The sequence below is a fragment of the Lacisediminihabitans profunda genome (assembly GCF_008040105.1).
Taxonomy (GTDB): Bacteria; Actinomycetota; Actinomycetes; order Actinomycetales; family Microbacteriaceae; genus Lacisediminihabitans; species Lacisediminihabitans profunda.
Genome location: NZ_VRMG01000011.1, coordinates 53376 through 78956 on the forward strand (window position 1 = coordinate 53376; position 25581 = coordinate 78956).

General features: G+C 66.4%; 26 protein-coding genes and 1 tRNA gene. 10 read left to right on the top strand and 17 right to left on the bottom strand.

Features of this window, described 5'->3' with window-relative positions:
* Positions 1-65: 65 nt before the first annotated feature.
* Positions 66-989 carry an ABC transporter permease gene (locus tag FVP33_RS16295; protein WP_187270767.1) on the top strand — a complete coding sequence of 308 codons (924 nt, stop codon included), beginning with the start codon at positions 66-68 and terminating at the stop codon, positions 987-989.
* 367 nt (positions 990-1356) lie between these two features.
* Here the strand turns inward: FVP33_RS16295 and FVP33_RS16300 are convergent, their stop codons facing one another.
* The 6 genes from FVP33_RS16300 to FVP33_RS16325 form a co-directional block, all read right to left on the bottom strand.
* On the bottom strand, positions 1357-2118 hold the full coding sequence (locus FVP33_RS16300) for an HpcH/HpaI aldolase family protein (RefSeq protein WP_147784751.1): 762 nt from the start codon (positions 2116-2118) through the stop codon (positions 1357-1359).
* Entirely contained in the window at positions 2111-2806 is a 696-nt protein-coding gene (locus FVP33_RS16305; RefSeq protein WP_147784752.1) for a hypothetical protein, read from the bottom strand. The genes FVP33_RS16300 and FVP33_RS16305 overlap by 8 nt, the downstream gene beginning before the upstream one ends.
* Before the next feature lie 205 nt (positions 2807-3011).
* On the bottom strand, positions 3012-4043 hold the full coding sequence (locus FVP33_RS16310) for an NAD(P)-dependent oxidoreductase (RefSeq protein ID WP_187270768.1): 1032 nt from the start codon (positions 4041-4043) through the stop codon (positions 3012-3014).
* An 80-nt stretch (positions 4044-4123) separates the two neighbouring features.
* The gene (locus tag FVP33_RS16315; protein WP_147784754.1) at positions 4124-5365 is read right to left on the bottom strand and encodes a substrate-binding domain-containing protein; all 1242 of its coding nucleotides are present in this window, start codon (positions 5363-5365) and stop codon (positions 4124-4126) included.
* 26 nt (positions 5366-5391) lie between these two features.
* Positions 5392-6441, bottom strand: a complete 1050-nt coding sequence (locus FVP33_RS16320) for an ABC transporter permease (protein WP_147784755.1) — start codon at positions 6439-6441, stop codon at positions 5392-5394.
* Positions 6438-7943: a sugar ABC transporter ATP-binding protein gene (locus tag FVP33_RS16325; RefSeq protein WP_222706771.1), complete on the bottom strand. Its 1506-nt coding sequence runs from the start codon at positions 7941-7943 to the stop codon at positions 6438-6440. The genes FVP33_RS16320 and FVP33_RS16325 overlap by 4 nt, the downstream gene beginning before the upstream one ends.
* Before the next feature lie 249 nt (positions 7944-8192).
* Between FVP33_RS16325 and FVP33_RS16330 the strand changes: the two genes are divergently transcribed.
* Both FVP33_RS16330 and FVP33_RS16335 read left to right on the top strand, forming a co-directional pair.
* Positions 8193-8984 carry a GntR family transcriptional regulator gene (locus tag FVP33_RS16330; protein ID WP_187270769.1) on the top strand — a complete coding sequence of 264 codons (792 nt, stop codon included), beginning with the start codon at positions 8193-8195 and terminating at the stop codon, positions 8982-8984.
* A gap of 2 nt (positions 8985-8986) precedes the next feature.
* Positions 8987-10225, top strand: coding sequence for an LVIVD repeat-containing protein (locus FVP33_RS16335; RefSeq protein ID WP_147784757.1), 1239 nt, complete (start codon positions 8987-8989; stop codon positions 10223-10225).
* Positions 10226-10717: 492 nt separating this feature from the next.
* Here the strand turns inward: FVP33_RS16335 and FVP33_RS16340 are convergent, their stop codons facing one another.
* From FVP33_RS16340 to FVP33_RS16350, 3 genes are all read right to left on the bottom strand, one after another.
* Positions 10718-11059, bottom strand: coding sequence for a type II toxin-antitoxin system HicB family antitoxin (locus FVP33_RS16340; RefSeq protein ID WP_147784758.1), 342 nt, complete (start codon positions 11057-11059; stop codon positions 10718-10720).
* On the bottom strand, positions 11056-11313 hold the full coding sequence (locus tag FVP33_RS16345) for a toxin HicA (protein ID WP_147784759.1): 258 nt from the start codon (positions 11311-11313) through the stop codon (positions 11056-11058). The genes FVP33_RS16340 and FVP33_RS16345 overlap by 4 nt, the downstream gene beginning before the upstream one ends.
* 200 nt (positions 11314-11513) lie before the next feature.
* Positions 11514-11589, bottom strand: a tRNA-Lys gene (locus tag FVP33_RS16350).
* Between the two features lie 167 nt (positions 11590-11756).
* Here FVP33_RS16350 and bcp point away from each other — a divergent pair.
* Entirely contained in the window at positions 11757-12233 is a 477-nt protein-coding gene (gene bcp, locus FVP33_RS16355) for a thioredoxin-dependent thiol peroxidase (protein WP_147784760.1), read from the top strand.
* A 15-nt stretch (positions 12234-12248) separates the two neighbouring features.
* Here the strand turns inward: bcp and FVP33_RS16360 are convergent, their stop codons facing one another.
* Entirely contained in the window at positions 12249-12650 is a 402-nt protein-coding gene (locus FVP33_RS16360) for a hypothetical protein (RefSeq protein ID WP_246142385.1), read from the bottom strand.
* A gap of 186 nt (positions 12651-12836) precedes the next feature.
* Here FVP33_RS16360 and FVP33_RS16365 point away from each other — a divergent pair, with 186 nt between their 5' ends.
* Positions 12837-13085, top strand: coding sequence for a WhiB family transcriptional regulator (locus FVP33_RS16365; protein WP_147784762.1), 249 nt, complete (start codon positions 12837-12839; stop codon positions 13083-13085).
* Positions 13086-13154: 69 nt separating this feature from the next.
* Here FVP33_RS16365 and FVP33_RS16370 read toward each other — a convergent pair whose 3' ends face one another.
* The gene (locus FVP33_RS16370) at positions 13155-14648 is read right to left on the bottom strand and encodes a sensor histidine kinase (protein WP_147784763.1); all 1494 of its coding nucleotides are present in this window, start codon (positions 14646-14648) and stop codon (positions 13155-13157) included.
* Positions 14649-14734: 86 nt separating this feature from the next.
* On the opposite strand from FVP33_RS16370, the gene FVP33_RS16375 reads away from it, so the two are divergent.
* The 3 genes from FVP33_RS16375 (at position 14735) to FVP33_RS16385 (ending at position 17431) form a co-directional block, all read left to right on the top strand.
* Complete coding sequence (locus FVP33_RS16375) at positions 14735-15199, top strand: LpqB family beta-propeller domain-containing protein (protein ID WP_147784764.1); 465 nt, start codon at positions 14735-14737, stop codon at positions 15197-15199.
* Positions 15196-16824 carry a DUF5671 domain-containing protein gene (locus tag FVP33_RS16380; protein ID WP_246142386.1) on the top strand — a complete coding sequence of 543 codons (1629 nt, stop codon included), beginning with the start codon at positions 15196-15198 and terminating at the stop codon, positions 16822-16824. The genes FVP33_RS16375 and FVP33_RS16380 overlap by 4 nt, the downstream gene beginning before the upstream one ends.
* A gap of 118 nt (positions 16825-16942) precedes the next feature.
* Complete coding sequence (locus FVP33_RS16385; protein WP_147784765.1) at positions 16943-17431, top strand: hypothetical protein; 489 nt, start codon at positions 16943-16945, stop codon at positions 17429-17431.
* 10 nt (positions 17432-17441) lie between these two features.
* Here the strand turns inward: FVP33_RS16385 and FVP33_RS16390 are convergent, their stop codons facing one another.
* Positions 17442-18674: a CpaE/TadZ family protein gene (locus FVP33_RS16390; protein WP_147784766.1), complete on the bottom strand. Its 1233-nt coding sequence runs from the start codon at positions 18672-18674 to the stop codon at positions 17442-17444.
* Positions 18675-18677: 3 nt separating this feature from the next.
* Complete coding sequence (locus tag FVP33_RS16395; protein ID WP_147784767.1) at positions 18678-19325, bottom strand: hypothetical protein; 648 nt, start codon at positions 19323-19325, stop codon at positions 18678-18680.
* A 120-nt stretch (positions 19326-19445) separates the two neighbouring features.
* Between FVP33_RS16395 and FVP33_RS16400 the strand changes: the two genes are divergently transcribed.
* Positions 19446-19760: a helix-turn-helix domain-containing protein gene (locus FVP33_RS16400; protein ID WP_147784768.1), complete on the top strand. Its 315-nt coding sequence runs from the start codon at positions 19446-19448 to the stop codon at positions 19758-19760.
* Here FVP33_RS16400 and FVP33_RS16405 read toward each other — a convergent pair.
* Positions 19736-20338 carry a hypothetical protein gene (locus FVP33_RS16405; RefSeq protein ID WP_147784769.1) on the bottom strand — a complete coding sequence of 201 codons (603 nt, stop codon included), beginning with the start codon at positions 20336-20338 and terminating at the stop codon, positions 19736-19738. The genes FVP33_RS16400 and FVP33_RS16405 overlap by 25 nt on opposite strands.
* A gap of 244 nt (positions 20339-20582) precedes the next feature.
* Between FVP33_RS16405 and FVP33_RS16410 the strand changes: the two genes are divergently transcribed.
* On the top strand, positions 20583-21047 hold the full coding sequence (locus FVP33_RS16410; RefSeq protein WP_222706772.1) for an Rv3235 family protein: 465 nt from the start codon (positions 20583-20585) through the stop codon (positions 21045-21047).
* Here the strand turns inward: FVP33_RS16410 and secA are convergent.
* The 3 genes from secA to FVP33_RS16425 form a co-directional block, all read right to left on the bottom strand.
* Positions 21044-23827: a preprotein translocase subunit SecA gene (gene secA, locus FVP33_RS16415; protein WP_147784770.1), complete on the bottom strand. Its 2784-nt coding sequence runs from the start codon at positions 23825-23827 to the stop codon at positions 21044-21046. The genes FVP33_RS16410 and secA overlap by 4 nt on opposite strands.
* 255 nt (positions 23828-24082) lie before the next feature.
* Entirely contained in the window at positions 24083-24781 is a 699-nt protein-coding gene (gene hpf, locus FVP33_RS16420) for a ribosome hibernation-promoting factor, HPF/YfiA family (protein WP_147784771.1), read from the bottom strand.
* Positions 24782-24899: 118 nt separating this feature from the next.
* Positions 24900-25544, bottom strand: a complete 645-nt coding sequence (locus tag FVP33_RS16425) for a ComF family protein (protein WP_147784772.1) — start codon at positions 25542-25544, stop codon at positions 24900-24902.
* Positions 25545-25581 lie beyond the last annotated feature (37 nt).

A 25581-nucleotide genomic window follows, 5' to 3' on the forward strand; every position in this document is an offset into this window, starting at 1 on the left:
CAGCAATCCAGACCGTGGATGACACGAGAACCCGCGTCACAAACCTGGCAAGAATTGTCTCCCGCATGCCTCGCAGCGCCTGGCCCCTGCTCGTCTTCGTGGCGCTCTTTCTTATCGGCGGGCTCATCCGCCCCGGGTTATTGAGCATCGACTCACTGATCGGCACAGCAACTTTCGCCATGATTCTGGCCATCGCCTCTTTCGGGCAAACGGCCGCGGTCATCCAGGGCGGGGTGGACCTTTCGGTACCGAACACGATCGCGTTCTCGGCGCTCACCTTCCTGACCCTCATCGGGCCCCTCGGCCCGCTCGGCGGCCTCATCGGCGCTCTCCTCGGCGGGCTAGCAATCGGCCTCATGAACGGCGTGATCGTTGCCAAGCTCGGCCTGACGCCCATCGTCACGACGATCGCGATGAACGGGCTACTTTTCGGAGTACTGCTGCTCACGTTCAAGAACTCCGAGTTAACGGTCATCCCGCACCTGCTTACCCAGCTGACCGCGACCAAGTTCAGCCTATTCGGCGTCAAAATTGCCGCAGTGCTTCCGCTCGGGCTTCTGCTCATGATCGTCTTGCAGCTCATCTTGAGTTACACGGGCTGGGGCCGTTCGCTGTTTCTGGTTGGCTCAGCGCCCGAGGCGGCGAAGCTTGCCGGGCAGCCTGTGGACCGCATTCGTATCGCCGGTTACGCACTCAGTAGTGTGATCGCGGCGATCGCCGGGATCGTGCTCGTTGGCTTCTATGCGCAGGCATCGGCCACGATGGGGGCCGACTACCTGCTGGGGTCCGTGGCTGCAGTGTTGGTGGGTGGGGCATCCATCGCGGGTGGGCGCGGCTCGATGGTCGGCACGTTCGGCGGCGCGCTCGTGCTCGGGCAGGTTGCGACGCTGGTTGCCGTGGCCAACCTCGGCTCGAACATCCAACAGCTCATTTATGGCGCGATCGTGCTCGTGGTCATTGCGTTGTACTCGCGGCGGGCGCGCGACTAGGCGTACTGCCCAGGGACGTTGGTTAACCAGCTGATGGGTGGGCGGGCTCCGATCGCGGTGTGGGGCCCGCCTGTCCCCGCCGCTGTGCGGCACTCCCTTGCCCCTGGCACGCGTTGTGCAGGACGGCTCCGGCGTCCACGGGTGCCCACCCCTCCGGGGCCCGTCCTGCAGGCGGCGACCGGCCTGCAGCGGAGGGCGGCCGCGAAGGGGTCGAGGTCTACGACCGCGAGATTCGCAAGGTCACGCCCGGAGGACCTCGCTCACGTTCACCGACTACAGCGAGTCGTCACACCCAATCAACCAACCTGCCTGGGCAGTGCACCTAGCGGGGCGTACTGCAGCCACATTCACGGACTGCTCGACTGCCTCAGTCGCGGTGGAGGCGTGATCGAGCAGATGATGCGGACGTCGTGGCCGCCAGAGCGAGCAGTGAAACATCATTGGACACCACGACGAACCGATAGCCCTTCGCGTAGAGGCGAAGATCGACGCCCTCGGAGTTCCCTACCGCTGTTCCCAACGCGATTCCTGAGCCCGCGGCGGCTTCGTACGTGGCCACCAGTCGATCCACGCCATCTGGCCCTGCTTGCCGCCCCATCGACACCGTGAGGTCGGTCCTGCCGATCAACAGTCCGTCCACTCCCTCGGTATTGCCGATCTCGGCCGCAACCGACACCGCGTGGGCGGTCTCGATCTGGGCGATGACGTATGGCTGGCCAGCTCCAGGAGCGAGATACTCTCCGAGATCCATGAGACCCCACCCGCCCGCCCGACTCGTTGGCCCGACACCTCGCTCCCCCATCGGGGGGAATCGGCAGAGCCGCACGGCTTCGACCGCCTCGGCGACGGAATCAATATGCGGAAACACGATTCCAGCGGCGCCAGCGTCGAGCAGCCTCCCCACGTCAGATCGCGCAGCGAGAGGCAGTCGAACCAGTGGAAGAATCCGCAGTGCTCGAGCCATCGCTATCTGTTGCGCGGCGCGCTCCGTGTTGATTGTGGAGTGTTCGAGATCGATCACGACGAAGTCGTAACGCGACGCCGCCGCGATCTCGATCGATTCGACCAGGGGCAGTTTGACCCACAGCCCGAGGGCGACCCTGCCGTCCTCGATCAGGGTGTCATTCATCTGTGTCGCCGTGTGCGTTGAGCAGCCATCCGGGCTGTCCGGCGAAGTCCGCTCGCGGCGGCCCGAAGATGTCGACCAACTGATTCAAAGCGAGCCCTGTCGCCTGACTTGTGTGGATGAGCGGCGGAGGGAAGATCACGATCGACGGTCCCGTGCACAGCCGGTGCTCGTCCGGGCGCCAGTTCCCGCTGTCCGGCCCCCAGCTGGTTCGCACGTGGTGGACGAATTCGCCGTGAATCTGCAATGAGATCTGATCGAAGCTATCATGCACGTGAGGCGAGAGAGCAGAGGGATCCCTCGGTCCGTGCTGCGGGTAGAACACATTGACCATGGCAGAGTCGCTGCGGTAAATACGTCCGAATCTCCCCGGAGCGGGCTCCACCGTCCCGAAATCGAAGCTCACCGGGGTCGAGTTCGGCGCTGCGTCAGACCACGGGCGGAAGGGGGGGATGTTCGGGTCGTCGATCGTGTAGTACGAGGCATTCAGGCATCCCGACAACAGGTCTGTGTTCCCTGCTGAAAAGACTCGCACGATCGGGCCCGCAGCACTGACCGACAGCGTCGCGGTTCCTGGGGGCACCACCGTGAACGTGTTCGGCTGCAGTTCGATCGTCGCCTCCGCTTCGCGCTCATCGCCGCGCCAGACGAGCGTTGCTCGCGGGCCCTCGCCCGGCAGCAGCACAACCATCTCGTCGCCGGAACTGGAGCAGTCGAAGGTGTCGCCTTCGCACGCCTCCGAGTACCCGACGACGAGGTTCTGCGATCTAACGAGCCAGGTCCGGGAACCGTGCTGGCTCAGCTCGCTCGGATCAATCGCACCGAATTCGAAGAACTGCGGTTCACGAGCAGGGAACGATGCCTCCGACGACTCGGTAGCGAGTGCCCGCCGTGGGTCAGCTGTGGGATACATCAGAGGCGGCATCCAGACGGCCTGAGTTGGAGGTGAGCAGGGCCTCTGGAGCGAGTCCGCCGAAGAGTTCCACCAGGTTGCTGACGGCCAATGCCTCCATGTCGTGCTCTGCCTCCGCGACAGTCGACGCCGAGTGCGGTGTCGCGAGAAGGTTCATCCGGTCGAGCAGAGGTTCGCCCAATATCGGGGGCTCCGGCTCGAACACGTCCAGAGCCGCGACCGCCACGTGTCCGCTCGTCAGCGCGGTGTTCAGTGCGCCCTGATCGATCAGGAGCCCCCGCGCGGTATTCACGAGGATGACCCCTGGCTTCAGCTTCGGGATCGTGTTCGCGTCGAGGATAGGTTTCCCGCCCGCCTGCGTCGAACTATGAAGCGACACGAAGTCCGACTGGGCGAGGAGTTCGTCGAAGGACACCATTCGAACGCCCTGGTGAATCTCGCCGGGTGTTACCGAGATGTCGTGTGCGATCAGCTCCACCTCCCAGCCCGCAAGACGTCGTGCGACCGCTCGGGCGATTCGACCGAATCCGATGAGCCCGAGGACTCGGCCCCGCAGTGCCTGCGCGGGTACGGAGGGATCAAGCCAGCCGCCACTCTGCATGCGCGAGGTCGTATAGAAGTCCATACGCTTCGCGGCGGCGAGAAGCAGCGCGATGGCGTGCTCAGCGACGCAGTCGATCTCCACCCGAGAGGGAGTATTCGTCACAGCCACTCCGAGGTCGCTGGCCGCATCCAGATCGACGACGTCATGACCGATGCCGATCTTGGAAACGGCCTTGAGATCTGGCAGCCTCTCGAACACCCGGCGCGTGAACCGTGCCGAGCTGATACCGAGCACTGCATCGAAGCCTTGGGCGAGTTCGATGAAACTCTCCTCACTGAATCGTGCATGGCGAAGAAGGGTGGCGTGGGGACCATACGGCAGTTCGACATCGAATCCCTGCGCCTCGAGTGCGTCGACGATGAAAGTGCCCTGTCGAAGCTTTTCGTAGACCAGCACTCGTGAGGGGCGCACCGGCGCCCGGAGGTTGGCCGAGATCGGGTCCCCCTCCAACGCAGGCGTACCTGCGCGGGGGACCGACGGCTCTGGCAGGGTCACCCGACACCCCAGATCTTCTCGTACTCATTGCGGTAGTTATTCGCCGGGTCGAAGGTGCCCTTCTTGCCGCCCTCGAGGTCGACGTTCTCTTTGGTGACCAGTCGCGGATAAGTGACGAAAGGCGACGGGGCCTGGTGGTTGATCGCTCGATTCACCTCGTCCGCCATCTGCCAGCCGTGCTCCTGAAGTGGCTCAGCAACCGTGGCGATCTGGTACTCACCCTTGCGGATCCGAGAGAACGCGGCGGGGCTTCCGTCGCCAGCCGCGATCATCGCCGGCGGTCCGGAGGGGCTGACTCCTGCTGCCTGCAGTGCCGGTATCGCCGAGTCCCAGTAGAGATCGTTGATCGAAAGCATGTAGGTGAGCTTGCTGCCGTACTTCTGGTAATCGGCAGTGGCGAGGCCCGGCTCCTGCTGGCTGATGTTCTCGAACGGGAACGTCTCATTCGCCAGTACAGTGCAGCCGCTGCATGCTTCCACGGCCTTGCGCATTGCATCCTGCTTCACCTGGCAGATGGAGAACTCGGCACCGCACCCCACTATGGTCACACCCGCCTTGCCCGCGCTCGCCACAATGGCGCAGTCCGCGGCTACCCTCGCGATGGTGACCGGGTCGCTGGTGATGTTGGTGAAGAGGTCGGGGTACTCCGACTGGACTCCCGCGTTGTTACCAGTGTGGTTTCCGATCACGGGGATGCCCGCCGCCGCCGCCTGCGCGAACAGCGGTTCCGATGAGTTGGCATCGAAACTGCTGACGACGATCGCCGACGGGTGGAGCGCGATCGCCTGACTCAGGGCATTGAGGTTGGCGCTGCCCGAACCTTTTCCATCGATGAACGTAAGCTTCCAGCCCAGCTTCTCCGCGGCCTGCTTGAGTCCGGTGTATGGGGCTGTGTCACCCGTGTTGCTCGCGTTCGAGGCGATGTAAACAACGCTCGTTCCCGGGTGTGCCTTCGGTCCGGTAGTCGGGCCGTCCCACTTCGTGACTGGAAGAGACGCCTTCTTCACAATCTCCAGGGCTGCCTGCACACCCGGCGCGTCGGACGCCGCGGCCGTGGGGCTGCACGTCGCCGACGCGGCGGCAGAGGTGGAATTGGATTCGCCGCCAGCACTTGCGATGGTTGTCGTGCACGCGCTGAGGGCGAGGATGGCGCTCAGAATTAGTCCGCCGCTCGCGAGCGCCGTGCCGACCGACAGTTTTCGCCGGCGGCTTCCCGGTGATTCAGGACTGTGAAACATGTGCTACCTCCTTGTAGTTGTGCTGCCTAGTGTTTTTCGGGGGATGAAACTGCGGGGAGCGGGGGCGGCTGGGCCTGCGTTGGCTCGGCGTCGACAAGCTGCCGCCGCACTCGGCGGGTGCGCCTGCTCGCGTAGCCGGCGAGTCCAACGCCGATGATGAGTGTCGCGCCGTTGAAGAGAGGCTCGACGAAGTACGACGCCCCGATCTGCTCGAGCCCGGCTATGCCGATGCCCAACAAGACGACCGCCACCACAGTTCCCCAGGCGTTCGGCCGCCCGGGTTTGATCGTTGTGGAGCCGAGGATCGCGCCCACGAAGACGGGCAGGAGATAGTCGGGTCCAGTGCTCACCGATCCGATTCGAAGGGATGAAGCCAGTACGACCCCGGCGACGGCGACGATGAGGCCGGCAGCCACAAAGACGCCCAGGATGACTCGTTTGGACGAGATTCCCGTCAGCTCCGCGGCCCGACGGTTCGACCCGAGCGCGTAAAGGTAGCGGCCCGTCGGGGTGTACCCGAGAACGAACCAGAGGATCGCCGCAAGCACGACCACATAGATCGCCGCTATCGGGATACCAAGAATTCGAGTGCCGTAGATGTTGATGAAACCCTGGGGCAGCGTGCCGAAGAGCTGGGCTCCCTGGGTGTACCAGTTCGCGGCGGCATAGGCGAGCGTGCCAGTACCGAGCGTCGCGATGAACGAGTCGATCTTTGCGTAGTAGACGAGCACACCGTTGACCAAGCCGATGAGCGCACCAATGATCAGCACGAGCAGCACGGCCAGAGGCCAGGGAATGTGGTCGGTCGTGATGAATCCGATCAGCAGGATCGTTTGGAGGCCAACCACGTATCCGACCGAGAGGTCGAACTCGCCGACGATCACCACCAGCATCTCTGCGAGCGCCAGGATAGCGATCACCGCGGTGCTGTTCAGGATCGACTGCGCGGTCGCCGCCGTCGGAAACGTTCGCGGCAGTGCAATCGAGAACACGATGATCAGCACGAGCGCGAGGATGGGCAGGAGGAAGCTCGAGAATACGCTCGAGCGTTTGGGCTTCGGGGTCGTTGTGGTCATGACGGGTCTACTTTCTCTGCCGCTCCGCTGGCGAAGTGCGTGAGGTTGTCGAGGGTGAGGCGCTGGCCCACAAGCTCTGCATGGATGACGCCGCGGTGGAATACGAGGACTCGGTCGCACACGGTCACGAGCTCCTCGAAGTCGCTTGAGATGACGAGCGCGGCGAGACCTTCGTCAGCCAGGTTGTGGATCAGCGTGTAGATCTCGGCTCGAGCACCGACGTCGATCCCCATGGTGGGCTCCTCGAGGACGAGGAGTTTGAGATCGACGCTCAGCCATCGACCAAGCACCACCTTTTGCTGGTTTCCGCCCGACAGCGTGGCAACCACGGCCTCGGGCTCTGCCGGACGAAGTTTCACGTCGCCGACTATCTGGGCCGCGTTCCGACGCTCTGCGCCCGCGAGTACCCGCGGTCGGTATCTGCGCTTCGCGACACCGGGGTTGAGGAACACGTTCTCCCGCACGCTCAGGGTCATGGCGAGCGCCTCCTGCTCGCGACGACTGGTTGCGAACCCGATCCCATGCTCGATTGCGCGGCGCACGGTATCGATCCGTACCGGCTGCCCCTCCAGCATGAACTCGGCCCGAGCCATGGGCTCGACGCCGGCCACTGCCCGCCCGACGAGCTCATGCCCGGCCCCGCGCAGTCCGGCCAGGCCGAGTATCTCGCTCCGATGGATATCCAGTTCGAGCGGTCCGGAGTCATCGGTGACGCGGGCGTTCCTGATGCCCAAGGTGACGGGCGCCTGCTCGGTCGAGCTGTGACGCACCGGGTTTACGACTGCGCCTCCGACGATCGCCGAGATGATGTCCTGGTCGGTGACAGCATCGATGTCCTCGTCGGCGATTACCCTGCCGTCACGCAGCACGGTCACACGGTCGGAGATCCGTCGAATCTCGTCGAGCCGGTGCGAGACGTAGAGAATGCTGACACCGCTCACCTTCAACCGTTCGAGGATCTCGAACAGGCGGTCGACGTCGGCGTCTGGCAGGCTCGCGGTAGGCTCGTCGAGCACTATCGCGCGAGCGTTGACCGAGACCGCCCGCGCGATCGCCACCAGCGACTGGTCGGCTCGGGACAGCTCGCTGACCTTCGCATCCACGTCGATTCCGCCCGCGACGGCTGACATGACCGCCTGCGCCTGCGCTCGCACGGCCCTCCACGAGATGGATCCGCGGAGTCTCGGGTAACCGTTGAGAAGCGCGATGTTCTCGGCCACCGTGAGGTCGGGGACGAGGGCGAGGTCCTGGTGGATGAATGCCACCGCCGTCGACCTCAGGTGCGGCTCACCGTCGACGAGGATCTCCCCCGAGTCAGCCTTGTAAAAGCCGGCGAGGATCTTGATCAGCGTCGACTTTCCTGCGCCATTGGCGCCGAGCAACGCGTGAATCGATGAGGGCGCGACGTCGAATTGAATTCCCGAGAGGGCGACAACGCCGTCGAACGTCTTGCTCACATTCCGGAACGACAACACCGTCGGCCCGGTAGACCGTATCTGCATGTCACTCATACTGGATCCACTTTTCTGATCTGTCAACAAAAATCTGCGACAAAGATGCTCGGCTTCGCCCGGCGCGGAAATCTTGCGCGGTGGCGAGACTTCCCATACAAGAGCGTAGATATTGATCAATCTGCCGAATATGCGCTAGTCTGCCGCTGCAGGCGTCACTCGAAAACCTGCCATCCATGTCACTGGGAGTGGATACAGATCGAGAACCTGACACCGGTTAGTGGATGCACTTGGAGGCCAATGATGGTTCCGACAGGACCTGTCGATACACAGGGGAAACCGCCGGCCGCGCCCGGCAGGACGCGCGAGGGGCGCACGGTCATCGCGGTCAGGGATCAGATCCGAGCCGCGATCATCGCGGGTGACCTCGCAGCTGGCGCTCCACTCTCCAGCGAGAAGCTCTCGAGCGCATATGGGGTGAGCCGCACCCCGGTGCGCGAGGCTCTGAGGATGCTGCAAGAGGAAGGCTTCGTCAGCGTTGAGAGCAACCAGCGACCGCGGGTCGCCACCTGGTCGTCCGATGAGCTCGAGGCCGTGTTCGTACAGCGGATCCTTCTGACCGCGCTCTGCACGAGCCTCACTGTATCCAGACTCAACGCGACGCAGCTCGAGGAGATCCGCCTCATCCTTCAGACTCTCTCCCGCGCGGAGAAGGAGGGCGATCATGAGACCTGGCGCACGTCCGACATCGCCTTCCATTCAGCCCACACCGCGCTCGCCCCTGCCGCGCTCGTCGCCGACCTGCAGAAGCTGAACGCGCGAGCCCTCATGTTTCGCTACATGTGGCTCGGCCAGCGCAGCTCGACGATGACGCTCTCGTTCGACGACCATCACACGATCTACGACGCCTGTGTGGCGGGCGACGGCTACAAGGCGGCGAACGCGGTCGCGCACCACCTCGCGACGGTCGGGATCACCCTCCTTGCACGAGTGGACCCCGCGCGCGAACCGGCAGCGATCCGGGAATCCCTTCGGTTCGTCGGCGCCTCCTCGGCAAACGCTGCCGTGCCCTTCGACCACCGGGAGAGCTGAAAATGACCAAGAACAACGACCAATTCAAGCCAGACAGTGCCGCTGGAATCTCGTTCGTCGGCCACTCCGACCAGGGCGGTCGAGGCGACGGGTGTCAGGTGATGGTCACCGGCGGTCACGCCTATGTCAGCCACATCTTCAGCGGCGGGGTGAGCGTCATCGACGTGTCGGATCCCCGCAACCCGAGCACGGTGAACTTCATCCCATCACCGCCGAACACCTGGTCAATCCACCTGCAGACCCACGGCGACCTCATGCTCGTCATCAACGAGTTCGATTTCTATTCGCAATATCAGAACGAGAGCGACTACTACGGCAGTTCGGTCAACGCGACAGACGGCCGCAGGTTCGTCGCCGGCATCCGGGTTTTCGACATCTCCCATCCCGCTTCGCCGCGAGAGATCGGCTTCATGCCCGTCGACGGCAAGGGCGTCCACCGTATCTGGTGGGATGGCGGTCGTTATGCCTACGCCTCTGTCATGCCGTGGGGCTTCACCGATCACATCTTCGCCGTGATCGACCTTCAGGACCCCACTCGCCCGGTGGAAGTTGGCCGATGGTGGTTCGAAGGAATGTGGACCGACGGAGGTGAGGTTCCCACCTGGACCAACCGGTGGGCACTCCACCACGCGGTCGTCCAGAACGATATAGCCTTCTGCGGCTGGCGTGACGGCGGCCTTGTTCTGCTGGATGTCAGCAATCCGGAGGCTCCCTCCATGATCTCGCACCGAAACTGGTCTCCCCCGTTCGGTGGAGGCACTCACTCAGGCCTTCCACTGCTCGACCGGGGCCTGTGCATCGTGCCGGATGAGGCCATTGCCGACAACTGCGAGGATGGCCTGAAGCACACTTGGGTGGTCGACGTCTCCGAACCCACCAATCCAGTCACGATCTCGACGCTGCCGACTCCGGCCGAACGTGACTACGCCAACAAGGGCGGCCACTTCGGGCCCCATAACGTGCACGAAAATCGGGCCGGGTCGTTCCAAAGTTCGGAGCTCATCTTCGCCACCTACCAGAACGCTGGCGTGCGGGTCTTCGACATCAGAGACCAGTTCCAGCCCGTCGAGACGGCCCACTATGTGCCGCCAACCCCAACGAACTGGACCGATTACCGGCCGGGCCGACCGCGCGTCATCCACACGACGGACGTCTACGTCGAACAGGACGGACTAATGTACGTGACCGACTTTTCGGGAGGCGGTCTCACGATCCTGCAGTACGAAGGGTCCGTCGGGTAGATCGCCACAACGGGACGGTCAGCCGCACGCTGAAGCGCGCGAGGATGCACGCAGCCGCGGGGCGCCCCTACCGTGTCTATTGCTCGTGCATCCCTCCCCGGGATCTCGACCCAAAACAGTGATGTACTCGCTGGTCCGCGAACTGGCCGTCGACGGGGCTCCCGTCACGGTGATCTGCCAAACTCCCGGGTGCAAAGACGCGCCAATACCCATCGGCACTGTGTACCAGGGCGCGGTCTGACAATGCTGCCGGGTGCCTTTCGTGCGCTACTTGCTCTTCGTCGCCCCGAAAGACCGGATGTTTCCCTGACCAGCATGTGCGGCCCTCGTTCGGGCTCACAGGGGCAAAGGTCCTGAGAAGAATCGCCAGCGTACAGAGCGTCCCGCATGGGACGGACCCAAGGTGCTGCGAAGGATGCGGCGGTCTCAGCGCAGCGGGCGAGAGCGCTGGGACGTGCCCCAGGAATCATGACGGAGTCATGACGGCGGGTCCTACTGGGAAAGCAGTTCGGCGGCGTATTTGTTGAGGCTCGTGCCGTGCCTGAGCGCATCAGTGACTAACTTACGATGCACTGACGGGTCTACGCGGACCACGACGCGCCCGGAGAACTTTCGCTCGGACAATGGTTCCGGGAGTTCTTCACCCGACTCGATCATGTCGTCGATGACCGATTTGACGAGGGCCTCGACACCACGGAGCGCCTCGATTTGCGTCGGTGCCAGCCACGAAAGGGAGGGAAACTCGGTAACCGTCGCAACGAACTCGCCGTCCGGCGAACTCCACTCGACGGCGTAACGGTAGTGCTCGACGTTTGGCCGCTCAACAGCTGTCATTTCGCTTCTCCCTTCTTCCTGTCAATGGCTGTCAGCAGTTGTTCGACTTGATAGCGCTTGGCTTTGCCGCCGTCGCCCTTTTGCAGATTGACTCGGGGGTCACCCTGCCAGCCCATCTTGAAAATGGCGACATGACTCCCGGATCCCTTTCGCGGAGGGCCGAAGTAGTACTCGGCCAATGCGCATGCATCGTTGAACGAGAGAGAGCCAGGAGACCGACGCGCCTTGTTCTCGATCTTTTCGATTGAAGGCACATTTTATGGTGCCATATTTGGCACCATTTATCAACTGTATCGACGCAACTGCTGGATCTCGTTGGCGGGCACCGCGGACAATGCATCGGCCCGAAGCCCGGCGACCCGATGTAGCGCTCGATCCATCATGACGAAGTCATGACGATAGGCCCAAACCGGCGGTTGATCGGAAGAGAAGATAAGCCGCTGATCGGCTATTTTGGTGCACCCCCCCGGACTTGAACCGGGAACCCACTGATTAAGAGTCAGTTGCTCTGCCAATTGAGCTAGAGGTGCGTGCGGCCCGCACGCTAAGGGGCGAGCCGAAGGTCAACATTAGCATTGCCTGGGCCGGCCTCGCCAACCGAGGCTCCGGCGTGCCGCCGGAACCGGGTCGGGGCCGTGAAGTCCTCGCGGATCCGTAGAATTGTGAGCACCCCATCCGGCCCTCTCGAGGAGTATCAATGTCGACATCCGTCAAGCTCGAAGCGGGCGACACCGCCCCGGCCTTCACCCTCACCGACCAGGACGGCGCGCCCGTCTCCCTCGCGGACTACGCGGGCAAGAAGGTGATCGTCTACTTCTACCCGGCGGCGAGCACGCCGGGCTGCACGACAGAGGCGTGCGACTTTCGGGACAACATCAACTCGCTCAAGTCGGCCGGCTACCAGGTGCTCGGGGTGTCGAAGGATGAGGCGCCGGCGCTCAAGAAGTTCCAGTCTGAGCAGAGCCTCAACTTCCCCCTGCTGAGCGACCCGGACCTCGCCGTTCACAACGCCTACGGCGCGTACGGCGAGAAGTCGCTGTATGGCAAGACCGTCACCGGAACGCTGCGGTCCACCTTTGTCGTGGACGAGACGGGCAATGTGCAGCTCCCCCTGTACAACGTGAAGGCGACCGGCCACGTGGCATCGCTGCGCAAGAAGCTCGGACTCGACTAACCCTGTTTAACGCTGTTAGGTGCGACGCGTCGCGGCGATCACCGACGGCGTGAAGAGGAGCACGAGCACGAGTACAGCCGGCAGGATGAGCCACCAGCCGATGTCGGCGCGGGAGAAGTAGCCGCCCTGGAAGCTGCCGATCGCAATGGCGATCTGCAGCACCTGCCAGACGACGGCGCCTCCGCGGATCCAGGACCTGCCGAGTAGCGTGTGCACGCCCATCGCACCGAGCCAGACCGCGGCGAGGGCGGTAAGGACGAGGATCGCGACCGCGCTGGTGAGAGAGTCCGCACGCGCGGTGAGCAACTCGACCACGAGGTAGACGGTCGCGGCCGCCAGAAGCGCGCACTCGAGCAGGATCACCACGGCAAGCAGTACCAAAAGTGGCGGCCTGCGCAACATTCTGGGTTCGCTCACAGCTTCATTCCCCATCCGACTATTGATTTGCTACAACCAATATGAGATTCTATGTGAGGTTGATTTGCACTCACAGGGCCGTGGGGCGCATCCCGAATTCTCATCTCATCCCCTCGAATCTTGGGTCTCAGGACCTTCGCATTGGGCTGTCTTGCCCTGTGTACGCAACAAAAGGAGCACCCCACGATGGATTGGCGCGACAAAGCCGCTTGTCTCACGGCAGACCCCGAACTCTTCTTCCCGGTGGGAAACACCGGTCCGGCGGTCGACCAAATCGACAAGGCCAAGGCGGTCTGCGCACGCTGCAGCGTCACGGAAATGTGCCTCCAGTACGCCCTCGAGACCAGCCAGGACTCCGGCGTCTGGGGCGGCCTGAGCGAAGACGAGCGTCGCGCGCTCAAGCGCCGCGCCGCCCGCGCCCGCCGCGCCTCCTAGGACTCACCCGACCGCGCCGCGCTTCCTCGAAGCGTGGCGCGTTCGCATGCGCCGGCCAACGAACATCGACTAGCTCTTGGTGAGCCAGGCGAGCGGGATCTCGATCGTGACCTCGGTTCCGCTGCCCACCATGGTGTGCCAGTCGATCGTGCCACCGAGCTCGCCCTGGATGAGGGTGCGCACGATCTGGGTACCGAGGCCCGAGCCGACCTTGCCCTCCGGCAGCCCGGTACCGTCGTCGCGCACCTGAACGCTCAGCGTCTCGGCGGTGCGCTCCGCGCTGATCTCCACGTTGCCCTCTCGGCCGGCGAGGCCGTGTTCGACGGCATTCGTCACGAGTTCGGTGAGGGCGAGTGAGAGCGGCGTCGCGTACGCGCTCGGCAGTACCCCGAAGCTCCCGGTGAAGGTGGGGTGAGCCTTGGTGTTGTGAGTGGAGGCGACCTCGGCGATGAGCTTGAGCACGCGGTCGAAGACCACGTCGAAGTCCACGTTCTGGTTGAGTCCCTCGCTCAGGGTGTCGTGCACCACGGCGATCGCCGCGACCCGGCGCATCGCCTGGTTGAGCGACTCGCGGGCCTCGTCCGAGTGCGATCGGCGAGCCTGGATCCTCAGCAGGGAGGCCACCGTCTGCAGGTTGTTCTTCACCCGGTGATGGATCTCCCGGATGGTCGCATCCTTGGTGATCAGTTCGCGCTCCTGGTGGCGCAGCTCGGTCACATCGCGGCAGAGCACGATCGCCCCGATGCGCTCGCCCCGATCCCGGATCGGGATTGCGCGCAACGACACCGTGACTCCCCTGGCCTCGATGTCCGTGCGCCACGGCGCGCGCCCGGTAACGACGAGCGGCAGCGACTCGTCGACGATGAGGCGGCCCTTGAGCAGCGAGGTGGTCACCTCGGCGAGAGACTCCCCCTCGAGCTCGCCGGCGAAGCCCATGCGGTTGAACGCCGAGAGACCGTTCGGACTCGCGAAGGTGACTGTGCCGTCCACGTCGAGTCGCAGCAACCCGTCGTTCGCGCGGGGCGCGCCCCGGCGGGGTCCGGTCGGCGCACCGAGATCCGGAAAGTCGCCGGCACAGATCATCGCGAACAGGTCGTTGGCGCACTCGTTGAAGGTGAGCTCCTGCCGGCTCGGCGTGCGCGCCTCGCTGAGGTTGGTGTGGCGGCTGATCACGGCGATCGGATGCTTCGTCGTCTCGGTACCCGTCGCCGCGAGCCTGCGCAACACCGGTACCGCGCGCACTCGGGTCGGGGTCTCCTCGTACCAGTCCGGGCTCGCCGAGTCCACGATCTGAGCCGATTCGAAGGCGTCGGTCACCTGGCTCTTCCACTCCGGCTTGATCTGCTGCCCCACGAAGTCGCGGTAGAACAGAGTCGCCGAGCTGGACGGGCGCGCGTGGGCCACCGCCACGAAGCTGCCCTCATGGGTCGGCACCCACAGCACGATGTCGGCGAACGCGAGGTCGGCGAGCAGCTGCCAGTCGCCGACGAGCAGGTGAAGCCATTCGACGTCGGCTTCGTCGGAGCGTCCCTGGGCGAGCACGAGGTCAGAGAGGGTCGACACGCTGAACAGCCTACGGCCGAATGCCCACGGCTTTGTCGCGGTGTCCGTCCATTGCGCAATCGGCCGCAGTCGGTGAGGCTGAGCGCATGGAGCCTTCCCCGCCGAGACCCGATCGCGCCCTCATCGTCGTGCTTGCCGTGGTCGCCGTCATCGTGGTCATCGCCCTCGTGGTCGTCTTCTCGCGCGGAGCGCCGAAACTTCTCGACGCGTCGAGCCCCGAGGGCGTGGTTCAGCGGTACTCGACGGCCGTGATCGACGGCGACGAGAAGAAGGCCGCCGGATACCTCGTTGCGGCCACCCGAGACGGCTGCGTGAGGTTCGACGCCCCCCTCACCGACAATATCCGGGTGACGCTCGTGTCCACCAGGGTGCGCGCGGATTCGGCGGATGTCAGGGTCTCCATCGCCCAGTCCTTCGACAACGGCCCGTTCGGCACCTCCGAGTCCCAATTCGAGGACGTCTTCTCGCTGGTGAAGCAGGGGGGCGACTGGCTCATCGAGACCGCGCCGCCGATCCTCACCGTGTGCAGCCCCGCCGGGACGAACAAGTGAGCGTGCACCAGCCGACGACCTCGGTCGGCCCGCAGCAGTCGGTGCGCCGAGTCATCGTGTTCGTGCTGCTCTTCGCCATGGTCGCCATCACCGCGAGCGGGGTGAGCGGTCTGCTCGGGAGACTCTTCGACGCCGCCAACTACCGACTGGCGTCCAACGACGTCGCCGGCCTCGCCCTCTCTCTCGCCTTCAGCCTCGTCGCCGGACCGCTCGCCGCGGTGCTCTGGTGGCTTCTCTGGCGCCGGATGGCCGTCGCCGCCGAGCGGTCGTCGCTCTCCTGGGGCCTCTACCTGGCCGGCATGTCCACGGTGGCTCTCATCACCTTCACGGCGGCTCTGCTCCAGACCCTGAGCGCCCTCGTTCGCGGAAGCTGGCAGCCGTACGGCCTCGGCACCGCGATCGCCTGGGGCGCGGTCTGGGTCTGGCATCGCTGGATGTCCGCCCGCGCCACCAAGTCACCGACGAGGCTCGAGGGCGTGGCTCCGGTGCTGGGGGCGTTCTACGGCCTCGCGATCGGGGTCGGCGGTGCCGTCACGGCCCTCGGCGGGCTCCTCGACGCCGTGGTGGGCGGCTTCGATTCCTCGGTCGAGGTCGGCAACCCGTGGTGGCGACCCGCGCTGCAGGCACTCGTCTGGGCGACAGGCGGTGCCGTCGTCTGGTGGTGGCACTGGATGCGGGACGACGCGCGCTCCCGGCGCACCGGACTCGGCCCGGTGGTGCTCGTGATCGTCAACGGGTTCGGAGCCGTGGTGCTGACCCTCGGCGGCGTCGCCACCGCCCTCTTCCTGCTCCTACGGGTGGCCTTCGATCGCACGGAACCGGTGGCCGCCATTCTCGACCGTTTCGGCACCGCCATCGCCGCGGCCTCCGTCGGCGCGCTCGTCTGGGCCTACTATCGGGGACGCGTGGCCGCCGCATCCGAGCCGACCCGCACGGCCAGCCGCCTCGTCACGTCGGGCGTCACCCTCGCGGCAGCGGCGTCCGGATTCGGGGTGATCGTCAACTCGATTCTCGCGGCGATCGGCACACCCCTCACCGAGTCAGGCGCCCGCAGCCTCCTGCTCGGAGGCATCAGCGCCCTCGTCGTCGGCGCGCCGGTCTGGTGGTTCGTCTGGCGCCCCGCCTCTCGGGTGAGCGCAGCGGAGAGCGGGTCGACGGGTCGCCGGATCTACCTGGTCGCCGTCTTCGGGGCGAGCGCCGTGGCCGCGCTCATCACCCTCCTGGTGATCGGGTTCCGCATCTTCGAGTTCACCCTCGACAGCCTCACCGGGCAGAGCCTCCTCGACCGGGTACGAGCGCCGCTCGGCCTTCTTCTGGCGACCGGGCTCGCCGCCGGCTACCACTTCACCGTGTGGCGGCTGGACCGCGCGGCCGCGCCGGCGGCGCCACGCGCGGCGCGCACGATCGGCCGGGTGATCCTGGTCGGCGGGCAGGATGCCGAACCGCTCCGGCAGGTGATCGAAGACGCCACGGGCGCCGCGGTGACGCTCTGGGTGCGGGCCGCCCCCTTCCCGGCGCCCACGGCCGAACAGGTCATCGCGGCCCTGGCCGGCGTGAGCGGCAGCCGCGTGCTTCTGGTCGCGGGACCGGACGGACGGCTCGAGGTCATCCCCCTCCTGGGCTGACCGAGGTCCGGCAGACGGGGCGCGACGCGCAGTGTGGGAGAAATCCTCCCCTCTGTGGGGCGAGCGGGGCAGAATGGGGCACCACGGGCTGTGTCGCGCCCGCCCCGAGGAGGATGTCATGGCATCGAAGTCCGAGAAGAAATCCAAGTCCGACAAGAAGTCGAAGCCCAAGAAGAGGGACGAGGAAAAGGGCGGCAGGCCCGAGGCCCCGAGCAGCAAGAAGTCGAAGGCCGCCCTCACGCGGGAGAAAGAGCACGCCAAGATCCAGCGCGCGAAGGACAAGAAACGGGCGAAGAAGCTCGAGCAGGAGTCGAAGGCGGCTCCCGCGTCTCGCGCAACGGCCAGTTCCGAGAAAAAGGCCAAGCGAGGCAAGAGCGCGAAGAAGACCGTCCCCGTCACGAAGTCTTCCTCGCGCCCGGCCGTCTCTCGCCGGATGAGCGTCGTGGCGCCGCGCCCGCGCAAGCCGCGCGCGGTGACGACGCCCACCGGGGAGCCGTCGTCGGGGTGGACGATGATCGCTCTGCGCGCGCGCGCCCGCGAGTCCGGCAAACGAGGCTGGTCGCGGCTGAGGAAGGCCGACCTCCTGAACTGGCTCGGAGTGCGCTGAGCGCGCCCCGTCAGCCGGCGGCCTGCCCGCGACGGTCGACCCGGCGGCCGAATCGGCGCCTGGCCGGTTCCGGCGTCGGAAGCACGCGCTCGCGGGTGAGCTGGCGGATGGCGACCCGCGCCGCCGACTTCGGCGCGACATCGCACAGGGTCCTGCCGCTGAGCACCGCCGCATCGAGCGCCGCACGGTCGTACGGCACAAGCGCGAGGTCCGAGATCCCGCCGAATCGTTGCAGCGTCTGCCTCACCTGGGACGACGCACCCGGTCCGATCGCGCTCGCACGGATCTTGTTCATCACTACCGCGACCCGGTCGGTCTCGATCGTCTCCACCAGGTCGACGTGGGCCCGCAGGAAGCGGGAGAGGCCCACCGGATCGGCCGAGCCGATCGCGACCACCTGGTCCGCCTCGCGGAGCGCGGCGATCGTGGCGGCATTTCGGCGAGGGGCGAAGAGGTCGCTGCTGATCTCCTCGTCGTTCTCGAGGCTGGATCCCGTGTCGACGATGGTGAAGTCCACCCACTCGCGGCAGGCACCGATCGTACCGACCACACGCTCGGCCGACAGCTCGGGCCAGCGGCTGGGACGCCCGATGCCGGTGAGCACCCAGAAGCTTCCCCGCGGCGAGAGGTAGCGCTGGCCGATCCGCTCGAGTTCACGCTGAGTGAGACTGTCGGCTCCGGCAAGGCGGCACGCCGCGGCAAAACCGGGCGCCTCGTCAAGAAGGCCGAGGGCCGGCGCGACCGAGCCGCTGTGGGTGTCCACGTCGGCGAGGGCCACCGTGTGTCCCTCGGCGGCGATCTCCGCGGCGAGGGCGATCGCGAGCGTGGTGCGCCCCGGCGAGCCGGCCGGACCCCAGATCGCGACCACCTGCCCGCGACGTTGGGCGCCGTCGGCACCCGCGGCCGGCCCAGCACCGAGCATCATCTCCTCGATCTCCGGCCACGCGGCCGACGCCGCCACCACCTCGCGCAGGTCGAGCGTTGCCGCGTTGCGACGTTCGTCGTCGCCGGCGGCCATCGCGACGATCCGCACTCCCGCGGCATCCGACTCGGTGAGCAGCCGACGATTGAGGTACCGGGGCGATGCGGCAACGATGGCAACCGCGGCGGTCGCGCCGCGCAGCACCGACGCGAGCTCGTCAGCGCTCGAGCAGCGGGCGACCACGTCGTGGCCGTGCCGCATCAGCTCGCCCGCCAGCCGGTCCTCGAGTTCGATGGGCAGCGCAAGCGCAACGCGCACCATCCGTCAGCCCCTCGCCGGAATGCCGACGGGCACGAGGGAGATGGCGTCCTGGTTGGCGATCGCCTCGAGCACCCGGGCGGTCTTCGACTTGGGCACCAGCAACTCGACCGAGCGCCCACCCCGGTCGGCGACCAGCCCGCTCGGTTCGATCACGCGCACCACGGTCGCGGAGGCGACCAGCACGGACGGAGGCCCGAAGGAGTTGCTGTCGGTGGCCGGCGCCGACCACAGGTCCACCACCGAGACCGCGGCTATCGACCTGGCGAGCTCTCCCCGCACGGTGACCACCACCGAGGCGACCCGAAGCCCGGAGGCCTTGCCCACGGAGGAGACCGGCACGAGCTCCCCCGCCGCCACCGAGCGCGTGACCACGAACCCGGATCCCGGGATCTCCCCGGCTCCCAGGTACTTGGCGCGCAGATCGCCGAGACGCACGCTCTTCACGCCGAGGTCGCCGACGACCACTCGGTCCCCCGGCGCGAGGGCCGATCGGGCGGCATAGACCTGCACGCTGCTGTCGGCGGTCGAGACGACGGCGAAGACCCCGGCCACAGACCCCAGCACCAGCAGGATGCCGATGGCGAACCGAGGGTCGAACCAGAACGACCGCGGGGTGCGCTCTCGCGGTTGTGAGTTGCTTCTGGCGCGCATCCGCCACCTCCCGGCTCGTGATCGTGCAGTGCGTCGCTCCATCGTCACGGCGTTCTGCGGTGTCCGGGAAAGTTATCCACACCGCCGTCGGCCGGGGGGACGCGCCCCCATAATCGAGGCATGAACAGCGTGGATCCCCCGAACGGCAATGGCGGCGGCCTCGCGCGCTTCCTCACTCTCGCCGACACCGCCGAGATCCTCCACATCTCGGCGAGCCAGGCCTACGCGCTCGTGCGCTCGGGAGAGCTTCCCGCCATCAAGATCGGCGGCCACGGCCACTGGCGCATCGAACGGGCGATACTCGAGGCGTTCATCGAGGCGAAGTATGAGGAGGCCAGACGCCTGAGCCTCTGGCATCAGTCCGAGTGGGCGAGCGCGCCGGAGTATTCGTTCGACTCCGGCGCCAGGGATCACAGCCGCACGAGTTCCACCTGAGCGAACGGCACGACCCGCAACTGCCGCACGGCCGACTCCCGCCGCGGGGTTCCCGGATCGTGCAGGGCGAGGTCGAGGTGGTCCCGGCCCACCCGGTCGATGGTGCCGTGCTGAGCGCCGGCCGCGATGTCGATGTCGACCTCGCGTCGGCGACGGCACAGGTCACGGAGCACGAAGCCGAAGCCGAGTCGGCCGGAGAGTGACCTCCCCGACTCGGCGACGGATGCCGCCCCGAGACTGGATACGACCTGGTCGCGGGTGAGCAGCAGCCCCGCGATCGCCGCCAGGGGCACTATGCATTGCGACCGTCGAGGCGATTCGTCCACGAGGTCGGCTGAGAACCAGTCACGGCCGAAGGTCATCGGGGCCACCGAGACCACCCGGCCGGCGCCGAGCAGCAGGCGGATCGGTGCTCCCACCCCGGCGGGCCCGTGCTCGCGGATCGCGACGAGGCGGTCTCGGAGGCTCATCCTGGCGAGGCGCAACCGTTCCTCCTCGGCCCGGAGGTCGATCTCCTCGGCGCTGAGCTCCTGTTCGAGCTGACCCTCCAGGTCGTCGAAGAGGTTGTCCCAGCGCATAGTCGGTAACCGCCTGAGGTGTCGATGACGAACGTTGCTGCGATGCTACGTCACCGGCGCCGCGCCGCCCGGCGTTATCCACACCGCCCGAGAGGCCGCGTCCCCTCCGGTTATCCACACCCCCGCGTTGGGGCGTGGACATCCGAGCGCACCTGCTGCTTTAGTGATCTGCCAAGGGAAGACCCCCGAATGGGGGGTGAGAGCAACGGTGCCCGCATTCCCTCTCAGGGTTTCGGAGCGAACAATGAGTGATGCGGTCCCGGTCAGCAGCCCCTCCGGCCCCCTGCACGAGATCTTGCCGAGCAAGGTCATCCGGTCGCGATTCCAGCCAGACGAGTTCTTCGGCCAACAGCCGGCCTCCCGCACCGAGCTGCCCAATCCGGAACCGCTGCTGGTCAACCTCACCCGCTGCGTGATCGAGATCCTGTCCGGCGCCCGGGAGCTCGAGCAGATCTCCCGCTGGGTGACCGACGACGTCTACCGTCACCTTCTCAAGCGCGTCGTGCTCTCCGCGCGCGCCCGCGACGCCCGCGGGAGGGCGGTGGCGCGGCCCACCTTCACGATCGGCTCCACGACGATCAGCGAGCCACGAGACGGGGTCGTCGAGGCGGTGGTGATCGTGCACGGCCGGGCGCGCACGCGCGCGGTCGCCATCCGACTCGAGGGCCTCGACAACCGCTGGCGCGCGGCGGCCATCAACGTCCTCTAGTTGCTCCTGCGCTTGTCCTGTGCCCGGCGCTCGGCCCGGTTGGCCGGGGCCGGTCCCGCCGGAGCGGTCCGTTGCCCGAACGCCCCGCGCTGGCTGCCCTGGTTCTCGGCATCCGTCGCCTTGGCGCTCGCGGCCTGGTCCAGCTGTCCGCGCTGGTTGCGCACCTCGACCTCGCCGTCCGCGTTCGGCGCGGAGTAGCTGAGCCGCTCCACGGGCGCCGCCGGGGCGCCGAGACCCTTCGCCGCGACCGTCGGCACGGCCGCCGTGGCCTCGCCACCGCCGGTGACCTCGACCTCGAGGTTGAACAGGAAGCCGACAGACTCCTCGCGGATCTGGCCCATCATGCTCTGGTACAGGGCGAAACCCTCGCGCTGGTACTCCACGAGCGGGTCGCGCTGGGCCATCGCCCGCAGGCCGATGCCGTCCTTGAGGTAGTCCATCTCGTAGAGGTGGTCGCGCCAGCGGCGGTCGATCACACTCAGCACGACGCGGCGTTCGAGCTCGCGCATTGCCGGTTCGCCGAGGGCCTTGGTGCGCGCCTCGTACTGGAGCTTCGCGTCGGACAGGATCTCGTTCGCGAGGAAGTCGCGGGTGATCTTGTTGCGCGAGCCGGCCTCGGTGTACAGCTCGTCGATGGTGATCGAGACGGGGTAGAGGGTGCCCAGCTCCGTCCAGAGCGCGTCGAGGTCCCAGTCGTCCGCATGGCCCTCGGAGGTGTGAACGTCGACGACCTCGGTGATCACGTCCTCCAGGAACTTGGCCGTGCGGTCCTGCAGGTCGTCGCCCTCGAGGATGTGGCGGCGGTCTCCATAGATCGCCTCACGCTGGCGGTTGAGCACGTCGTCGTACTTGAGCACGTTCTTGCGGATCTCGGCGTTGCGCGCCTCGACCTGGCTCTGGGCGCTGCGGATGGCCCGGCTCACGACCTTCGACTCGATGGCCAGGTCCTCCGGCACGTTGCCGCGGCCCATGAGGGATTCGGCGGCCGCCGAGTTGAAGAGGCGCATGAGGTCATCGGTGAGCGACAGGTAGAAGCGGCTCTCGCCCGGGTCGCCCTGGCGGCCGGAGCGGCCGCGCAGCTGGTTGTCGATGCGGCGAGACTCGTGGCGCTCGGTGCCGAGCACGTAGAGCCCGCCCGCGGCGACGACCTTCTCGGCCTCTTCGGCGACGATGGCCTTGACCCGGTCGAACACGGCGTCCCACTCCGCCTCGTACTCGTCCGGGGTTTCCACCGGGCTGAGGCCGCGCTGGTTCATCTCCGCGACGGCGAGGAACTCCGCGTTGCCGCCGAGCATCACGTCGGTGCCACGGCCGGCCATGTTGGTGGCGACGGTGACGGAGCCGAGGCGACCGGCCTGGGCCACGATCGCGGCCTCGCGCGCGTGGTTCTTGGCGTTCAACACCTCGTGCTTGACGCCGCGCTTGGCGAGGAGCTTGGAGAGGTACTCGCTCTTCTCGACGCTCGTCGTGCCCACCAGAACCGGCTGGCCCTTCTCGTGGCGTCGCACGATGTCCTCGACGACCTGGCCGAACTTGGCCTCCTCGTTCTTGTAGACGAGGTCGGGCTGGTCGAGGCGCTGCATGGGGCGGTTGGTCGGGATGGCGACGACACCGAGCTTGTACGTGCTCATGAACTCGGCGGCCTCGGTCTCGGCCGTACCGGTCATGCCGGAGAGCTTCTTGTAGAGGCGGAAGTAGTTCTGCAGGGTCACCGTGGCGAGGGTCTGGTTCTCGGCCTTGACCGCGACGCCCTCCTTGGCCTCGATGGCCTGGTGGATGCCCTCGTTGTAGCGCCGGCCCATGAGGATTCGGCCGGTGTGCTCGTCGACGATGAGCACCTCGCCGTTCATGACGACGTAGTCCTTGTCCTTCTTGAACAGGGCGGATGCCTTGATCGAGTTGTTGAGGAACGAGATGAGCGGGGTGTTCGCCGACTCGTACAGGTTGTCGATGCCGAGGTAGTCCTCGACCTTTTCGATGCCGGGCTCGAGCACGCCGACGGTGCGCTTCTTCTCGTCGACCTCGTAGTCGACGTCGGGGATGAGCCTCTTGGCGAGGTTCGCGAACTCGTTGAACCAGCGGTTGGCCTCCCCCGACGCCGGGCCGGAGATGATGAGCGGGGTGCGCGCCTCGTCGATGAGAATCGAGTCGACCTCGTCGACGATCGCGTAGTTGTGTCCGCGCTGCACCATGTCGCTCGCCTGCCACGCCATGTTGTCGCGCAGGTAGTCGAAGCCGAACTCGTTGTTCGTGCCGTAGGTGATGTCCGCCTCGTACTGCTCGCGGCGCTCGGCGGGAGTCTGGCCGGAGAGGATGCAGCCCGTGGTCATGCCGAGCGCGCGGAAGATGCGCCCCATGAGCTCCGACTGGTAGCTGGCGAGGTAGTCGTTGACCGTGATCACGTGCACGCCGCGCGAGGGGATGGCGTTGAGGTACGCGGCGAGGGTGGCCACGAGGGTCTTGCCCTCACCGGTCTTCATCTCGGCGATGTTGCCCAGGTGCAGCGCGGCGCCGCCCATGAGTTGCACGTCGAAGTGACGAAGGCCCAGGGTGCGGGTGGATGCCTCGCGCACGGCGGCGAAGGCCTCCGGCAGCAGGTCCTCCAGGGACTCGCCGTTCGAGTAGCGCTCGCGGAACTCGTTCGTCTCGTTCTTCAGATCCTCGTCGCTGAGTTCCTTGAAGTCGTCCTCGAGGTGGTTCACGGCGAGCGCGTATCGCTCGAGCCTGCGAAGGGTTCGTCCCTCGCCGACGCGAAGGACCTTTTCAAGAACGTTGGCCACTGCTCACTCCAGATGCATCAAGTCGGGTCAGGTGCTGGGCCGCAGTCATCGCGACCGCGCGGCGCCTGTGTCGGTGCCGGACCCGAGTTTTCGGTTCGGTCACGCCGTGCCACTCGCGCGACGCGCGTGACCAATCCGTAATCTTAGCAAGCCTAGCTTGCGCCCAGCCTGACAACCGGGCGCTTCGCGGCATCCGCACCCCCCGTTAACGGGCAGTCCCGACGGGCGGCTTCTCGCCGCCCGCCGGGACCGGACTCAGCTGCGCAGTTTGCGGTTGGCCGTTGCGACCTCCTGGAACTCCTCGGCGTCCTGGTCGAGGGCGATCACGCCGTAGTCCCAGCCCTTGCGGCGGTAGACCACGCTCGGTCGCCCGGTCTCGGAGTCGATGAAGAGGTAGAAGTCGTGCCCGACGAGTTCCATGTAATAGAGCGCGTCGTCCACGGTCATCGGCACGGCGGCGAAGACCTTCTTGCGGATGACGACGGGGCTCCACTCCGGCTCGACCTCGGCCACCTCCTCGGCGCTCTCCACGGTGGGGATCGCCCCGGTGCGCACCTTCTCCATCACCGCCGGGTCGGCCGGGCGGATGTCGGTGACGCTGAATCCGTTCGCGCTCGCTTCGCGCAGGGAGGTCGGGCGATGCTGGCCCCGATGCACCTTATGCCGGTCCTTGGCGCGGCGAAGTCGCTCCACGAGCTTGTCGATCGCGAGGTCGAATGCCACGTACTTGTCGGGGCCGGTCGACTCGGCCCGGACGAGGGGGCCCGGTCCGATGAGGGTCAACTCGACGCGATCGTCGGTGCTGGAACTGAGCTTCTCGTTGTGCCGGCTGACTCTGATCTCGAACGCAAGGGCCTTGTCGGCCAGGTGGGCGATCTTCTCGGCCTTTTCACTTGCATACGCCCGGAATCGGTCCGTGATCCCAACGTTGCGGCCGGTGATGGAAATGTCCATTGCTCTCCCCGTTCCTATTCGGCGCGATGCCCGGTGGAACCAGGCGATGTTTCCGCGCCTCTTTCGATCACCGTAGACCTGTTGCACGTGCCGTGTCACTGTTTTGCCCGTGTGTGTCCTAGGAATCGGCGGACCTCTTCGGCGTGTCGGCGAGAGTGGCCGCCGAGACGACCTCGGCGCCCGCCGCGCGCAGGGCTCGAGCCGCCTCGGTGATGGTCGCCCCGGTGGTGAGGACGTCGTCGATGAGCACGAAGCGACGCCCGTCGAGAGGCATCGTCGCCCGCATCGATCCGGTCAGGTTGCGCGCGCGGTCCTCCCTGCCCAGGGACTTCTGCTCCGTTCTGGCGGCCGACGGGGCGAGCACCCTCGCGGCTTGCCCGAATCCGGTCCCGCGCACGAGAACCGCGACCGGGTCGAAGCCCCGCCGGCGGAACGAGCCGCGGCTGGACGGCACGGCCACGAGCTCCACCCGCCCGTGCACGGCGGTGCTGATCGCCGCGGCGAGGGGTCGGGCGAGCGCCCGCGCCACATCCGTTCTGCCCTGCTCCTTGAAGGCCAGGATCGCGTGCCGCACGCGCGCCTCGTAGCGCAGCGCCGACGTCACCGTGGTGCCGTCGGCGAGCCGGATGCTGCGCCGCTGCGGCTCGAGGGCCGCCCGACAACCGAGGCAGAGCCCCCGGTCCTCCGCGCCACACCCCGCGCAGCTCACCGGCGACAAGACCGACCAGGCGTCGAGCGCCGCGTCGAGGAGAAACCGATTCATCGGCCAAGGATGTCCTCAGGAGGGCGCGCCGCGGCCG

Coding starts and splice junctions, on each gene's coding strand:
- FVP33_RS16385 (WP_147784765.1), top strand. CDS start 16,943: ATGGCATCGAAGTCCGAGAAGAAATCCAAGTCCGACAAGAAGTCGAAG.
- FVP33_RS16425 (WP_147784772.1), bottom strand. CDS start 25,544: ATGAATCGGTTTCTCCTCGACGCGGCGCTCGACGCCTGGTCGGTCTTG.
- FVP33_RS16300 (WP_147784751.1), bottom strand. CDS start 2,118: ATGAATGACACCCTGATCGAGGACGGCAGGGTCGCCCTCGGGCTGTGG.
- FVP33_RS16335 (WP_147784757.1), top strand. CDS start 8,987: ATGACCAAGAACAACGACCAATTCAAGCCAGACAGTGCCGCTGGAATC.
- FVP33_RS16340 (WP_147784758.1), bottom strand. CDS start 11,059: ATGACAGCTGTTGAGCGGCCAAACGTCGAGCACTACCGTTACGCCGTC.
- FVP33_RS16365 (WP_147784762.1), top strand. CDS start 12,837: ATGGATTGGCGCGACAAAGCCGCTTGTCTCACGGCAGACCCCGAACTC.
- FVP33_RS16325 (WP_222706771.1), bottom strand. CDS start 7,943: ATGCAGATACGGTCTACCGGGCCGACGGTGTTGTCGTTCCGGAATGTG.
- FVP33_RS16330 (WP_187270769.1), top strand. CDS start 8,193: ATGATGGTTCCGACAGGACCTGTCGATACACAGGGGAAACCGCCGGCC.
- FVP33_RS16410 (WP_222706772.1), top strand. CDS start 20,583: ATGAGTGATGCGGTCCCGGTCAGCAGCCCCTCCGGCCCCCTGCACGAG.
- FVP33_RS16295 (WP_187270767.1), top strand. CDS start 66: ATGCCTCGCAGCGCCTGGCCCCTGCTCGTCTTCGTGGCGCTCTTTCTT.
- FVP33_RS16405 (WP_147784769.1), bottom strand. CDS start 20,338: ATGCGCTGGGACAACCTCTTCGACGACCTGGAGGGTCAGCTCGAACAG.
- FVP33_RS16395 (WP_147784767.1), bottom strand. CDS start 19,325: ATGCGCGCCAGAAGCAACTCACAACCGCGAGAGCGCACCCCGCGGTCG.
- FVP33_RS16305 (WP_147784752.1), bottom strand. CDS start 2,806: ATGGTTGTGCTGCTGCCGGGCGAGGGCCCGCGAGCAACGCTCGTCTGG.
- FVP33_RS16320 (WP_147784755.1), bottom strand. CDS start 6,441: ATGACCACAACGACCCCGAAGCCCAAACGCTCGAGCGTATTCTCGAGC.
- FVP33_RS16390 (WP_147784766.1), bottom strand. CDS start 18,674: ATGGTGCGCGTTGCGCTTGCGCTGCCCATCGAACTCGAGGACCGGCTG.
- FVP33_RS16315 (WP_147784754.1), bottom strand. CDS start 5,365: ATGTTTCACAGTCCTGAATCACCGGGAAGCCGCCGGCGAAAACTGTCG.
- FVP33_RS16375 (WP_147784764.1), top strand. CDS start 14,735: ATGGAGCCTTCCCCGCCGAGACCCGATCGCGCCCTCATCGTCGTGCTT.
- hpf (WP_147784771.1), bottom strand. CDS start 24,781: ATGGACATTTCCATCACCGGCCGCAACGTTGGGATCACGGACCGATTC.
- FVP33_RS16400 (WP_147784768.1), top strand. CDS start 19,446: ATGAACAGCGTGGATCCCCCGAACGGCAATGGCGGCGGCCTCGCGCGC.
- bcp (WP_147784760.1), top strand. CDS start 11,757: ATGTCGACATCCGTCAAGCTCGAAGCGGGCGACACCGCCCCGGCCTTC.